This window comes from Stenotrophomonas sp. YJH_SMC_65 (assembly GCF_059369475.1).
Genome location: NZ_JCAFSR010000004.1, coordinates 226,756 through 240,602 on the forward strand (window position 1 = coordinate 226,756; position 13,847 = coordinate 240,602).

Genomic DNA, 13,847 nt, shown 5'->3' on the forward strand with positions numbered 1-13,847 from the left:
ACTCGCAACGTCAGCGGGGGTCAGGCCGTTTTTAGCAGACGCGCGTAAAAGAAACCGTCAGCATCGCTGTCACCCGGCAGTCGCTGGCGCGCGATCCCCTCGCAGTCCAGGCCGAATCTGTCATCCAGCGGCTGTGCCACCGCGTCCGGATGCCACTTCAGGAAGGCCCGCACCTGATCGATGTTCTCGGCGCGCAGGATCGAACAGGTGGCGTACAGCAGCACGCCGCCCGGGCGCAGCATCGACCAGCAGGCCTCCAGCAGGCGGGCCTGCACGCCGACCAGCGCATCGATATCCTCGGCGCGGCGGTGGAACATCACGTCCGGCTGGCGGCGGATCACGCCGGTGGCCGAACACGGCGCATCCAGCAGGATGGCGTCGAACGGGGTGCCATCCCACCACGCAGCGGGGTCGCTGGCATCGGCCACCCGGGTCTGCGCGCCCTCACCTACACCGGTGCGGGTGTAGGTATCGCGGGCACGCGCCAGGCGACGCGCATCGATATCCAGCGCCAGCAGGCGCAGGCTCGGGTCACGCTCCAGCAGGTGCGCCGACTTGCCACCCGGTGCCGCGCAGGCGTCCAGAACGCGGGCGCCGGACGCCGGTGCCAGCGCGTCCGCCGCACATTGCGCCGACAGGTCCTGCACCGACAGCGCACCGTCGGCGAACCCCGGCAACTGGTTCACCGCGATGGGCGCCACCAGGCGCAGCGCGTCGGCGCTGAGCGGGCTGGCTTCGGCAGCAATGCCGGCCTCGGCCAGCGTGGCCAGCGCCTTGTCACGCCCCCCCTGCTGGCGGTTGGCACGCAGCCACAGCGGCGCCGGCTGCAGGCTGGCAGCAAAGATCGCCTGGGCCTGGGACGGCCAGTCGCGCTCGACGGCATCGGCCAGCCACGCCGGAAAGGCGTCACGCGCAGGCTGCTCCGGGAACCCCTCGCGCTGCGCGCGGCGCAGGATCGCGTTGACCAGCCCGGCCTGGCGCTCACGGCCCAGCGCGCGGGCGGCGTCGACCGTGGCCGACAGGGCCGCATGCGCCGGCAGTTCCAGCACGTCCAGCTGCGCGAAGCCCACCATCAGCAACGTGCGCAGGTCGGCATCACGCGCCGACAGCGGCTTCTGCATCCACGACTGCAAGGCAGCGTCGTAGGTACTGCGGCGGCGCAGGACTGCAAAGCACAGCGCTTCCAGCAAGGCCCGATCACGACTGTCGGCCAGCTTGGGCAGTGCCCAGGCCAGTTCCGCCTTCAGCGAGCGGCCACGGGTGAACACCTGCGCCAGTACGCGTGCGGCCAGCATGCGGGTGGCCGCGCCCGGCGCCGCCTTGGCGACGGAGAAATCATTCTGCTTCGACACCGCTTATGCCCCCACGTGCAGGTCGCGGCGGGCATTGAGGTAGTCGGCGGCGGTGATCGCCTTGCCGCCTTCGCGCTGCAGCGTGCGCAGGCGCAGCGCGCCCTGGCCGCAGGCGATGTCGATACCATCGCGGCCGGCCGCCAGCACCGCTCCCGGCGCCTGGCCGTGGGCCAGGTCAAGAGCGATCGCGCCGTGGATGCGCACGCGCTCGCCGGCCAGCGTGGCCTCGGCGATCGGCCACGGATTGAAGGCGCGCACGGTGCGCGCCAGTGCATCGGCGTCCTGCGCCCAGTCCAGGCGGGCTTCGGCCTTGTCCAGCTTGTGCGCGTAGGTCACGCCCTGCTCGGGCTGCGGCCGCGCGATCGGCTTGATGCCGGCACGCAGCAGGCCCAGGCCGTCGGACAGCACCTGTGCGCCCAGTTCGGCCAGCTTGTCATGCAGCTGGCCGCCGGTATCGGTGGCCGCGATCGGCAGCTCCTGGTGCAGCAGCACCGGGCCGGTATCCAGGCCGGCTTCCATCTGCATCAGGCACACGCCGGTCTTTGCGTCACCGGCCTGGATCGCGCGCTGGATCGGCGCGGCACCGCGCCAGCGCGGCAGCAGCGAGGCATGCACGTTCCAGCAGCCGTGGGTCGGGATCGCCAGTACCGCCCTGGGCAGGATCAGGCCGTAGGCGACCACCACCATCAGGTCCGGCTGCAGGTCGCGCAGCTGCCGCTGGGCAGCTTCATCCTTCAGTGATTCGGGCTGGTAGACCGGAATGCCACGGGCCACGGCTTCGAGCTTGACCGGCGACGGTGCCAGGCCACGGCCGCGCCCGGCCGGGCGATCAGGCTGGGTATAGACGGCCACGACCTCGTGGTGGCGCGCCGCGGCGCGCAGCGACGACACCGCGAATTCCGGCGTACCGGCAAAGACAATCCTCATGGCTACCCCACTTGCAGGATGGATTCGTGCAGGAAAGAAAACGGCGCCGTCGGCCGGCGCCGTACAGCCCGCGCGCGTCGCGCAGGCACGGGCCACCCGGAGGGCGGCCCGGATTGGCGATCACGCCACGTGCTTGCGCTGCTTGGCCAGCTTCTTGCGGACCATCTCGCGCTTGAGCGGCGACAGATAGTCGATGAACAGCTTGCCGTCCAGGTGGTCCATCTCGTGCTGGATGCAGGTGGCCAGCACTTCACCGGCCTCCAGCTGCTGCTCCTGGCCGTTGCGGTCCAGGTACTTCACGGTGATGGTGTCAGCGCGGGTCACGTCGGCGAAGATGCCCGGGACCGACAGGCAGCCCTCCTGGTACACCCGGCCCCCGTCCTTGGCGACGATTTCCGGGTTGATGAACACATGCGGTTCATTCTTCTCTTCGCTGACATCGATGACCATGAAGCGCTTGTGCACGTCCACCTGGGTGGCGGCCAGGCCGATGCCCGGGGCGTCGTACATGGTCAGGAACATGTTGTCGATCAGTTCCTGGAAGGCCGGCGTGGTGACTTCGGCGGCGTCGATCAACGCAGCCTTGGTACGCAGGCGCGGATCGGGGAACTCGAGAATGGGGAGAAGGGCCATGGCTGTTTCCGGATAGGGGGCCGGCACGCCGGCATACGTCGCAGATTCTAGCTCCAACGCTTGCCTTGCGCCCCGGTTTCTGGACTATAGTGCGTGGACCTGTTGGGGAATCAGGGCTTCACACCTATGTTGCTTCGTTTTCGTACGGTCGTCGCCGCGGCGATGCTGACCGTGGCTGCCTATGCTACCGCCGTGGAAGTGAATGGCGGGCACCCGGACACCTATGTGGTCCGAAAAGGGGATACGTTGTGGGATATCGCCGCACGTTTCCTGCAGAAGCCTTGGCTGTGGCCGGAGATCTGGCAAGCCAATCCGCAGATCGCCAACCCGCACCTGATCTATCCAGGTGACGTGCTGAGCCTGGCCTACCTGGACCGGGTGACCGTGTCCCAGGCCGGTCCGCGCCAGGAGGCCCCGATCGACGCCATTCCGCTGGCCCAGGTCGAGCCGTTCCTGAAGCAGCTGAGCGTTGTCGACAGCGTCAAGCAGCTGCCCTACGTCGTCGGCCTGGAGGACAGCCGCCTGCGCGTGTCCGGTGGCGACACCGTCTACGTGCGCCTGGCGGATGCCCAGGTGGGCCAGCGCTGGGCCGTGGTACGCCCGACCGTGCGTTACGCCCAGCCCAAGCCGACCGAGGACCTGACCGCCAATGGCGACGTCACCCCGGGCAGCGGCAACCTGTGGAAGGCCTACAACGCACCCAACGCACGTCGTGGCGTGCTCGGCTACGAACTGGCCCAGGTCGCCACCGGCACCATCACCCAGATCGCCGGCGGCAAGGTCGAGGCCTCCACGCTGGTGCTGGACAAGAACGTCGGCGGCCGCGAAGTGCGCGCCGGCGACCGCCTGGTGCCGGTCGAAGCCCGGCCGTACGACCTGCAGTTCGTGCCCCACGTACCCGCTGCGGGTGTCGAGGGCGTGGACGTGCGCGTGCTGGCGGTCACCGACATGTTCACCGCCGGTGGCCCACGCGACGTGATCGCGATTTCGGCCGGCCGTGCCCAGGGCGTGGACAACGGCACCGTGTTCTCGCTGTGGCGCCCGGGCCGCCATGTAGCGCACCGCATGAAGTACCCGACCTCCTCGCGCATGGACGACTCGCTCAGCACCGGCGCAGGCCGGGTCTCGCTGCCGGATGAATATGCCGCGCATGCGATGGTGTTCCGCACCTTCGACAACGTCAGCTACGCGCTGGTGATGCAGGGCGTGAAGCCGGTGCAGGTGGGTTACAACGCGCTGCACCCGGACGCGAAGTAACGGTTGCCGGACTGCCCCGGCCACCACTGGAGTGCCGGCCGCGGGCCGGCAGGCACCTCCGGCAAAACCTGACAGCCACATGCGAAGGCGCCCTAGGGCGCCTTTGTTGTGTGCGGCCGATAGTGGGGGATGACCACACATGCATACGAGGCGCTGCTGCGCCTGTTGATGGCGGGAGGCGCACTGGCGTCCCGACGGGCCCTGCTGCAGGCCGCGGGCGATGCGGAAACCGCCATCGCGCAAGGCACTGCGACCTGGCGTGCGCACGGTTGCACGCCGGAGCAGTGCGCCGCCCTGGAACGCCCCGATACCCGGGCCTGGACATCCGCCCGGCGCTGGCTGGAACAGGACAACCATCACCTGCTGCCGTGTACCGATCCGGCCTTTCCGCCATCACTGCTGGAGGTACCCAACCCGCCGCTGGCGCTATTCGTGGCCGGTGATCCCTGCCTGGCCTGGCGCCCTTCGGTGGCGCTGGTCGGCAGCCGCACGCCCACCCCGGGCGGGCGTGCACTGGCCGCGCGTTTTGCCGGCTGCTTCGTCGAGGCCGGCCTGGCGGTGACCAGCGGCCTGGCCGCAGGCATCGATGCGGCCGCGCACCAGGCTGCGCTGGAGGCCGGCGGCTGCACCATGGCAGTGATCGGCACCGGCCCTGACCGGGCCTATCCGGACAGCCACGCGCGGCTGCAGGCGCGGATCGCCGCCGAAGGCGTGGTGCTCAGCGAGTACCTGCCGGGCACGGCTGCCCGTCCCAGCCACTTCCCTGCGCGCAACCGGCTGGTGGCCGGACTGGCGCTGGCCACCGTGGTGGTCGAGGCCGCGCAGCGCTCGGGCGCGCTGATCACCGCGCGCCTGGCCGCCGAGGCAGGCCGCGAGGTCTGTGCCCTGCCCGGGTCGGTGCTCAACCCACGCGCGACCGGCTGCCATCGCCTGATCCGCGAGGGCGCGGCGCTGGTCGAGCGCCCCGAGGAGGTCCTGGAACTGCTCGCCCCCGCCCTTCGCCAGCAGCTGCCGGGCTTGCAATCGCGGTTGGCCACCCCCACTGAACAGGCACCGCCGGCGCTCCTGCCGGCGCGCTGGGCCGACGACCCTGACTACCAGTGCTTGTGGCGGGCGCTGGACCACAACCCAAGCGGTATGGATTCACTGATCACGCGTTGTGGATTGACGGCGTCACAGGTGTCCTCCATGCTGCTGGCCATGGAACTGGCGGGAATCGTGGTGTGCGTACACGGCCGCTACTGTCGAACTCCCTAGTTTCTTCACCTCCACAGCGTCGCGCGACGCAGGCCGAGGGGCAATGAAAGAGAGCATCCTGGATGTACTGCTGTACCTGTTTGAACACTATTTCAGCGAAGATGCGGACCTGATCCGTGACCGCGATTCGCTCCAGAACGGCCTGATCCAGGCCGGTTTCAGCCCCACCGAGATCAACAAGGCGTTCGACTGGCTCGATGCCCTGGCCGCGCAGCGGCCGAGCGTGGCCCAGGCGCGGGTCGATGGCCCCGTGCGCATCTACCACGGCCCCGAGCTGGACAAGCTGGACGTGGAATGCCGCGGCTTCCTGCTGTACCTGGAACAGCACGGCATCCTCGACGCCGACCAGCGCGAGCTGGTGCTGGACCGGGCGATGGCCCTGGACCAGGACGAACTGGACCTGGACGACCTGAAGTGGGTCGTGCTGATGGTGCTGTTCAACCAGCCCGGCTCCGAAGCGGCCTACGCCTGGATGGAGACGCAGATGTTCATGGACGAGCCAGAACCCCTGCACTGACCGTACACTTGGGGGCATAGCGCATTCAGGAGCGTCCCCGTGAGCGAGTGGTTCCACGCAGAAGGCAACCGGCAGCAAGGCCCGCTGCCGGCGGAACAGTTGGTCGAGTTGTTCCGCAACAACCAGATCTCCCTGGACACCCTGGTCTGGCGCGACGGCCTGCCGCAATGGCAGCCGTTGCGCAGCGTGGTCGATGAGCTGGGCCTGATCGTGCCGGCGCTGGACGTCGCCGCACCGGCCGTGGAACCCGAGCCGGAGCCCGAACCGGAACCGGTTGCGCCGCCGCCGCCGCAACCACCGGTGCTGCCACCGTCCACGCCCTATGCCACGCAGACCCCGGCCGGGGTGCTGCCGCCGCCGAAAAAGAAGCTCTCCGGCTGCGCCCTGACCGCGATCATCGGCGGCGGCCTGCTGCTGGTGCTGGTGCCGGTCATGGCCATCCTCGCGGCGATCGCCCTGCCTGCCTACAACGACTACACCGTGCGTGCCAAGGTTGCCACCGCGGTCAATGCCCTGCAGCCGCTGAAACAGCAGGTGCAGCACTTCGCCGACGACGAAGGCCGCTGCCCCGGTGCCAACGATGCCGGTTTCCCGGCGCCGGGTGATTTCACCCAGGCCGGCCTGTCGGCGGTGAACATCGGCCGCTTCAACAACGGCCACTGCGGCATCGAAGCAACGCTGGCCGTGCCCGGCAAGAGCCTCGATGGCGACCTGCTGTGGCTGGAATATGATCGCGACAGCGGCCGCTGGGAATGCAGCGGTGAAAGCGACGACAAGTACCTGCCGCCGTCGTGCCGCGGCTGAGCCACGTGCACGGCAGCACCTCCAAGGACGATCCAACAGGGAACATGCAATGACCGAGTGGTACTACGCCGAAGGACAGCAACGCCAGGGCCCGCTGCCGGTCCAGGAAATCCGCCAGCGCTTCCAGCGGGGCGAACTGAACCTGGACACCCTGGTCTGGCGCGAAGGCATGGCCCAGTGGGCTGCACTGCGCCAGGTGGTCGATGAGCTCGGCCTGCAGACGCTGGCCGATGCCAGCACGGCCACCGCCAGCGGCGGCTTCGACCTGCGCGGCGACTACGCCGCCATCGACAACGGCACTGCACCGCTGCCTGGCACGGGTGCGCTCAGCAGCTCGCCCTACAGCGCCCCGGCCGCTTCCGGTGCCGGTGGCCCGCAGCCGGTGATCGGCGGCGAGGTGGTCTACGCAGGCTTCTGGAAGCGCGTAGCGGCGTACATGATCGACTACTTCGTGCTGGCCATTCCGGGCGGCATCATCGGCGCCATCATCGGCGTGGTGCTTGGCGCCAGCATGGGCGCGGTGGGCAGCGGCGAGACCTCCATCGAAATCGTCGCGCAGGTGGCCAGCGCGCTGATCAACATGGCCATCGGCGTTGCCTACTACACCTGGTTCCATTCCTCGCAGGGTGGCGCCACGCTGGGCAAGATGGCGGTCGGCATCAAGGTCGTGCGCAGCAACGGCGATCGCCTGACCAAGGGCCGCGCCTTCGGCCGCTACTGGGCCATGCTGCTGAGCAGCTTCACCCTCGGCATCGGCTTCCTGATGGCCGCCTTCACCGAGCGCAAGCAGGGCCTGCACGACATGATCTGCGACACCCTGGTGGTCGACCGCTGGGCCTACACCGACCAGCCGCACCTGCAGCGCCATGAGCTGGGCACGGTCACCATCGTGATCCTGGTGCTCACCGGCCTGCTGGTGCTGGCGGGCCTGGTGCTGCTGGTGGCCGCGGTCGGCTTCATCGCCAAGATGGCCTCATGAACGGCCATCCTCACGTCTGGCTGCTTGACAGGGGCTGGCCGGGCGTGATTCCTCTAATAAGGTGAAACCTGAACGCCCGGCACACTACCGGGCGTTCAGCGTATTGATTTGTCCGTGGCCGCTTCACTAATGCGGCCGTTTGCTCCACCCTAGCGGCCCCTCCCCTGCGGCTCGCCCCACAGACACTGCTGCCATGCCCAAGCACCTGCTCATCGTCGAATCGCCGGCCAAGGCCAAGACGATCAACAAATACCTCGGCAAGGACTACACCGTCCTGGCCTCGTATGGGCATGTGCGTGACCTGATTCCGAAGGAAGGCGCGGTCGACCCGGACAACGGGTTCGCCATGCACTACGACGTGATCGACAAGAACGAAAAACATGTCGACGCGATCGCCAAGGCCGCCAAGGGCGCCGACGACATCCTGCTGGCGACCGACCCGGATCGCGAAGGTGAAGCGATCAGCTGGCATATCGCCGAGATCCTGAAGGAACGCGGGCTGGTCAAGGACAAGCCGATGCAGCGCGTGGTGTTCACCGAGATCACCCCGCGCGCCATCAAGGAAGCGATCAGCCAGCCACGCGCGATCGCCAGCGACCTGGTCGATGCCCAGCAGGCGCGCCGCGCGCTGGACTACCTGGTCGGCTTCAACCTGTCGCCGGTGCTGTGGCGCAAGGTCCAGCGCGGCCTGTCCGCCGGCCGCGTGCAGAGCCCGGCGCTGCGCATGATCGTCGAGCGCGAGGAAGAGATCGAAGCCTTCATCGCCCGCGAGTACTGGTCGATCGCCGCCGAGTGCGCACACCCGTCGCAGCACTTCAACGCCAAGCTGATCAAGCTGGACGGGCAGAAATTCGAGCAGTTCACCATCACCGACGGCGACACCGCCGAAGCCGCCCGCCTGCGCATCCAGCAGGCCGCGCAGGGCTCGCTGCATGTCACCGACGTGGCCAGCAAGGAGCGCAAGCGCCGCCCGGCGCCGCCGTTCACCACCTCCACCCTGCAGCAGGAAGCCTCGCGCAAGCTCGGTTTCACCACCCGCAAGACCATGCAGGTGGCGCAGAAGCTGTATGAAGGCGTGGCGATCGGTGACGAAGGCACCGTCGGCCTCATCTCGTACATGCGTACCGACTCGGTGAACCTGTCGCAGGACGCGCTGGCCGAAATCCGCGACGTGATCGCCCGTGATTACGGCATCGCCTCGCTGCCCGACCAGCCGAACACCTACCAGACCAAGTCCAAGAACGCCCAGGAAGCGCACGAGGCGGTGCGCCCGACCTCGGCCCTGCGCACCCCGGCCCAGGTGGCGCGCTTCCTGACCGACGACGAGCGCCGCCTGTACGAACTGATCTGGAAGCGCGCCGTCGCCTGCCAGATGATCCCGGCCACGCTCAATACCGTCAGCGTCGACCTGTCCGCTGGCAGCGAGCACGTGTTCCGTGCCAGCGGTACCACCGTGGTGGTGCCCGGCTTCCTGGCCGTGTACGAGGAAGGCAAGGACAACAAGAGCGCCGAAGACGAGGACGAAGGCCGCAAGCTGCCGGCGATGAAGCCGGGCGACCGCGTGCCGCTGGAACGCATCCAGGCCGAGCAGCATTTCACCCAGCCGCCGCCGCGCTACACCGAAGCGGCGCTGGTGAAGGCGCTGGAAGAGTACGGCATCGGCCGTCCGTCGACCTACGCCTCGATCATCCAGACCCTGCTGTTCCGCAAGTACGTGGAAATGGAAGGCCGCAGCTTCCGCCCATCCGACGTCGGCCGCGCGGTGTCCAAGTTCCTGTCCAGCCACTTCACCCAGTACGTGGACTACGACTTCACCGCCAAGCTCGAAGACGAGCTCGACGCCGTCTCGCGTGGCGAAGAAGAGTGGATCCCGCTGATGGCCCGCTTCTGGGAGCCGTTCAAGGAGCTGGTGGAAGACAAGAAGGAATCGGTGGACCGCGCCGAGGCCAGTGGCGCGCGCGAGCTCGGCACCGACCCGAAGACCGGCAAGCCGGTCAGCGTGCGCCTCGGCCGCTTCGGGCCTTACGCCGCCATCGGCAGCACCGCCGAGGACGCCGAGGAGAAGCCGAAATTCGCCTCGCTGCGCCCCGGCCAGTCGATGCACACCATATCCTTGGAAGACGCGCTGGAACTGTTCCTGATGCCACGCGCGCTGGGCGAGGACAACGGCGAGCCGGTCAGCGTCGGCATCGGCCGCTTCGGCCCGTTCGCCAAGCGCGGCAGCACCTATGCCTCGCTGAAGAAGGAAGACGACCCGTACACCATCGACCTGGCCCGCGCCGTGTTCCTGATCGAAGAGAAGGAAGAGATCGCGCGCAACCGGATCATCAAGGAGTTCGAGGGCAGCGACATCCAGGTGCTGAACGGCCGCTTCGGCCCGTACATCAGCGACGGCAGGATGAACGGCAAGATCCCCAAGGATCGCGAGCCGGCATCGCTGACCCTGGCCGAAGTGCAGCAGCTGATGGAAGAAACCGGCAAGCCCGTGCGCAAGGGCTTCGGCGCCAAGAAGGCTGCCGCGAAGAAGGCACCGGCCAAGAAGGCGGCGGTGAAGAAGGAAGCGGCGCCGAAGAAGGCCGCAGCCAAGAAAGCGCCTGCCAAGAAGGCGGCGAAGAAGGCCGTGGTAAAGAAGGCCGCTGCAAAGAAGGCACCGGCGAAGAAGGCCGTCAAGAAAGCCGCGAAGTAGATTCACGCCATGCGTGGATAAGGGGTAGTGCCGGCCGCTGGCCGGCAACATCCAGAAGCACCCGATGCCGGCCAGCGGCCGGCACTACCGGGCCAGGTCCACCCCTTCTGCACGCCGCAGGGGGATAATGGGGGCCCACGTCGGGCCGGTCGCCGCCATGAAAGAACTCACCCTGGACTCTGCTGTCGCCACGCTCCGCGCCGGCGGCGTGATCGCCTATCCGACCGAAGCGGTCTGGGGCCTGGGCTGTGATCCCTCGCATGAGGCGGCGGTGCACATGGTGCTGCGGCTGAAGCAGCGCCCGATCGAGAAAGGCATGATCCTGGTCGCCGCCGAGTTGTCGCAGCTGGAGGGCTGGGTGCGCCTGCAGGCGTTGCCCGATGCCCGCCAGCGCGCGGTGCTGGCCAGCTGGCCGGGTGCCAACACCTGGATCCTGCCGGCCGGTCCGCGCGCCCAGCCCTGGATTACCGGCGAGCACAGCGGCATCGCCGTGCGCATCAGCGCGCACCCGCTGGTCGCCGCCCTGTGCCGCGCCTGGGGGGGGCCCCTCGTCTCCACCAGCGCCAACCTGGCTGGTGAACCACCGGCACGCAGCCGTGCCGAGCTGGATCCACGCCTGCTGCGCCTGCTCGATGGCATCCTCGATGGCGAAACCGGCGGCCTGGCCCAGCCCACCCCGATCCGCGACGCGCTCAGCGGCAACGTGCTGCGCTCCTGAGCGGACGATTGCACTGCCACGCACAATCACGCACCCTGCCGCCATGAACCTGCTGCGCACCGCCCTGGGCCTGTGCCTGCTGCTGCCATGGACCGCACCGGCCGCCGAGGACGTGCGCGTCTACCGCTGCGTCGCCAGCAATGGCGCCGTGGCCCTGCAGGACAGGCCCTGCAGCAGCGGCCGGCAGGAGGTGCGTGACCTGCAGCGCCCGCGCGATCCGGCACCCCGGGTGGTGCGCAGTGACGCCCCTCCCGCGGCGCCCAGCGAGGTTCCGGTGATGCGCGATCGCGAAGTCCGCCACGTCTACATCCAGCCGCCACAACCGTTGTACGAGTGCGTGAGCGACGACGGTCGCCGCTACACCAGCGACAGCAACGAGGGCAATCCGCGCTGGGTCCCGTTGTGGACCAGCGTGTGGCTCCCGCACGGGCACCACGGCGCGGTCCATCCCGGTCCACGCCCGGGCTTCGGCACGCCGGTCGGTGCGCCGATCGGCGAAGGCACAGGCTACCGGCCGCCTGCGGTGGGCGTCGGCGTGCAGGTGCCGGCCGGCAGCGTGCTGGTCCGTGACAGCTGCCATGCGCTGCCGCCGCAGGACGTCTGTGCGCGCCTGCGTGACCGCCGCTGGGAACTGGACCGCCGTTACAACAGCGCGCTGCAGAGTGAGCGCACCGCCATCAGCAATGAACAGCGTGGCATCGACGCGCGCCTGTCGCGGGACTGCGAACGCTGAGCGCGATGCCTGCCGGGGCATGTACGCTGTGCGCATGAAGAACCTGATCTGGCTGGCCCTGGGCCTGTTCGCCGGCAACGCGTTGGCCGACGACGGGGTGATCTACCGTTGTACCTCCAGCAGCAGCGATGTGCCCACCCTGCAACGCACGCCCTGCCCTGCCGGCAGCAAGCAGCAGGTGGTGAGGGTGCCGGCCAGTGCTCCGCCGGCGCCGGCCTCAGCGGCACCCGTGCCGGCCGCGCCCGGACCGGCCGCGGCCACTGCGCCGTCCGTTCCCGCACCCGCGCCTCGTCGCCCCGGGGAAGGACGCACGATCATGGAAGCTGGCATGGTCGAACGCGAAGGCGGCGATCTGATACTCGACAGTGCATCGCTGCCACGCCAGGCCGATGCCGCGCCGGACAGCAATGCGCCGCCGAAGCCGCCGCTGCCACCGATCTTCCAGTGCACCGACAGCCAGGGCGGTGGCTACCTGCACGAATACGAAGCCGCCCCCGGGCGCTGCGAACTGATGACCGTGCAGGGACTGGGCGGCGCCACGCCGGTCAATGCCGCCGGCTGCGAAGTGGTGCGCGACCGCTGCGAGGAACTGCCGGACGCGCAGCGCTGCAGCAGCTGGCAGCAACGCTTCCGCGACGCACGTGGCCGTGAGCGGTTCGCCTCGCCGGAAAACCGCGACAACGCCCGTGGGGAACGCGAACGGCTGCAGGGCGTGCTGGAGGCCAGCAACTGCCCGGTACCGGGGTGACAGCCACCCGGTAGTGCCGGCCGCTGGCCGGCAATCGCAGTATCTTCAAGTGATTCCAGTTGCCGGCCAGCGGCCGGCACTACCCTTTGGAAGATCAGAACCCGTAGCGCAGGAAGCCGCCATCCACCGCGATGCATTCGCCGGTGACATAGCTGGCCGCCGGCAGGCACAGGAAGCCAACGGCTGCGGCCACTTCCTCCGGCTCGCCGATGCGGCGCATCGGCGTGCGGTTGATCACTTCCTCGTAGTAGTCCGGGTCCGACAACGGACCGGACGTGCGCCGCGTGCGGATGTACCAGGGCGCCACCGCGTTGACCCGGATGCCATCCTCCGCCCACTCGACGGCCAGGTTGCGGGTCATCTGGTGCATCGCCGCCTTGGTCATGCCATAGACCACGCCACTGCGCACATGGGTCAGCCCGGACACGCTGCCGACATTGACGATCGACGACGACGCGTGCCGGGCCAGCAGCGGATGCGCGTAGCGCGACAGCTCGAAGGCCGAGAACAGGTTGGTCTCGAAGATCTTGCGCCATTCGTCCTCGGAATATTCCGTGGCCGCCTTGGTGACGTTGCCACCGGCATTGTTGACCAGGATGTGCAGGCCATCGCTGTGATCTTCCACCCAGTCCAGGATCTGCCGACGGTCCTCGTCATCGGAGACATCGGCCGCCAGCGCGTGCACCTGGTGCTGCGGATAGACATCCAGCAGTTCGTCGCGCGCCGTTTCCAGCATGTCGATGTCGCGGCCGACGATCATCAGGTCGGCGCCGAGGCCAGCCAGTTCGTGCGCAATGGCCAGGCCAATACCGGCGCTGGCACCCGTGATCAGGGCCGTCTGGCCGTCCAGGCGCCACCGTTGCTGGGTCATGAGTCCTCCGGGGCCGCGCCCGCTGTGTTTCGATGCCGCAAGGATACGCGCTCACGGCAGCGCTCGGCCGGGGATGCGACACTTGCCATACGCCCACCGCGGAGAGCCGCCATGCGCATCCTGATCCAGTCCACGTCGCTGCTGGCCAGCCTGCTGCTGGCGGCCTGCCAGCGGCCGCCCACGCCGAACCCGGAGAAGCCACCGGTGCCACGAGCGATGTCGCGTGCGATCAACGACCCGCTGGACCGCGCCAAGGACGTGCAGAAAACCGTCGATGATGCCGCTGCGCGTGAGCGCAAGGCCGAAGCCGACGCGACGCAATGACCTGTGGGGTCAGAGACCTTTGTGCTGCCAAGGAATCCGAC

The 13,847-nt window shown here is 68.6% G+C and carries 14 protein-coding genes; 10 read left to right on the forward strand and 4 right to left on the reverse strand.

Annotated elements, in window-relative coordinates:
- Nucleotides 1–20: 20 nt before the first annotated feature.
- From rsmB to def, 3 genes are all read right to left on the reverse strand, one after another.
- Nucleotides 21–1,352: a 16S rRNA (cytosine(967)-C(5))-methyltransferase RsmB gene (rsmB, locus tag AC5P7A_RS09175; RefSeq protein WP_111206758.1), complete on the reverse strand. Its 1,332-nt coding sequence runs from the start codon at nucleotides 1,350–1,352 to the stop codon at nucleotides 21–23.
- A 3-nt stretch (nucleotides 1,353–1,355) separates the two neighbouring features.
- Nucleotides 1,356–2,279, reverse strand: a complete 924-nt coding sequence (fmt, locus tag AC5P7A_RS09180; RefSeq protein WP_053494589.1) for a methionyl-tRNA formyltransferase — start codon at nucleotides 2,277–2,279, stop codon at nucleotides 1,356–1,358.
- A gap of 120 nt (nucleotides 2,280–2,399) precedes the next feature.
- Complete coding sequence (def, locus tag AC5P7A_RS09185) at nucleotides 2,400–2,912, reverse strand: peptide deformylase (RefSeq protein ID WP_014648564.1); 513 nt, start codon at nucleotides 2,910–2,912, stop codon at nucleotides 2,400–2,402.
- A 126-nt stretch (nucleotides 2,913–3,038) separates the two neighbouring features.
- On the opposite strand from def, the gene AC5P7A_RS09190 reads away from it, so the two are divergent.
- The 9 genes from AC5P7A_RS09190 to AC5P7A_RS09230 all read left to right on the forward strand — a co-directional run bounded on the left by AC5P7A_RS09190 (nucleotide 3,039) and on the right by AC5P7A_RS09230 (nucleotide 12,611).
- Nucleotides 3,039–4,169, forward strand: coding sequence for a LysM peptidoglycan-binding domain-containing protein (locus tag AC5P7A_RS09190; protein WP_032958270.1), 1,131 nt, complete (start codon nucleotides 3,039–3,041; stop codon nucleotides 4,167–4,169).
- A gap of 129 nt (nucleotides 4,170–4,298) precedes the next feature.
- Complete coding sequence (gene dprA / locus AC5P7A_RS09195; RefSeq protein ID WP_227863667.1) at nucleotides 4,299–5,426, forward strand: DNA-processing protein DprA; 1,128 nt, start codon at nucleotides 4,299–4,301, stop codon at nucleotides 5,424–5,426.
- A gap of 43 nt (nucleotides 5,427–5,469) precedes the next feature.
- Entirely contained in the window at nucleotides 5,470–5,943 is a 474-nt protein-coding gene (locus AC5P7A_RS09200) for a DUF494 family protein (protein WP_005419622.1), read from the forward strand.
- Between the two features lie 39 nt (nucleotides 5,944–5,982).
- Nucleotides 5,983–6,747, forward strand: coding sequence for a pilin (locus tag AC5P7A_RS09205; RefSeq protein ID WP_014648567.1), 765 nt, complete (start codon nucleotides 5,983–5,985; stop codon nucleotides 6,745–6,747).
- Between the two features lie 49 nt (nucleotides 6,748–6,796).
- A complete protein-coding gene (locus AC5P7A_RS09210; protein ID WP_014648568.1) occupies nucleotides 6,797–7,726 on the forward strand; it encodes an RDD family protein in 930 nt (309 codons plus the stop codon).
- Between the two features lie 193 nt (nucleotides 7,727–7,919).
- Nucleotides 7,920–10,412, forward strand: a complete 2,493-nt coding sequence (locus AC5P7A_RS09215) for a DNA topoisomerase I (RefSeq protein WP_126411408.1) — start codon at nucleotides 7,920–7,922, stop codon at nucleotides 10,410–10,412.
- 127 nt (nucleotides 10,413–10,539) lie between these two features.
- Nucleotides 10,540–11,130 (forward strand): L-threonylcarbamoyladenylate synthase type 1 TsaC, encoded by a 591-nt coding sequence (gene tsaC / locus AC5P7A_RS09220; protein ID WP_080053022.1) that lies wholly within the window; start codon nucleotides 10,540–10,542, stop codon nucleotides 11,128–11,130.
- 43 nt (nucleotides 11,131–11,173) lie between these two features.
- On the forward strand, nucleotides 11,174–11,863 hold the full coding sequence (locus tag AC5P7A_RS09225; protein WP_014648571.1) for a hypothetical protein: 690 nt from the start codon (nucleotides 11,174–11,176) through the stop codon (nucleotides 11,861–11,863).
- 34 nt (nucleotides 11,864–11,897) lie between these two features.
- Nucleotides 11,898–12,611: a hypothetical protein gene (locus tag AC5P7A_RS09230; RefSeq protein ID WP_041864295.1), complete on the forward strand. Its 714-nt coding sequence runs from the start codon at nucleotides 11,898–11,900 to the stop codon at nucleotides 12,609–12,611.
- Nucleotides 12,612–12,705: 94 nt separating this feature from the next.
- Here the strand turns inward: AC5P7A_RS09230 and AC5P7A_RS09235 are convergent, their stop codons facing one another.
- Entirely contained in the window at nucleotides 12,706–13,482 is a 777-nt protein-coding gene (locus AC5P7A_RS09235) for an SDR family oxidoreductase (protein WP_014038643.1), read from the reverse strand.
- Nucleotides 13,483–13,593: 111 nt separating this feature from the next.
- Between AC5P7A_RS09235 and AC5P7A_RS09240 the strand changes: the two genes are divergently transcribed.
- A complete protein-coding gene (locus tag AC5P7A_RS09240) occupies nucleotides 13,594–13,806 on the forward strand; it encodes a hypothetical protein (protein WP_126411411.1) in 213 nt (70 codons plus the stop codon).
- Nucleotides 13,807–13,847: the final 41 nt, after the last annotated feature.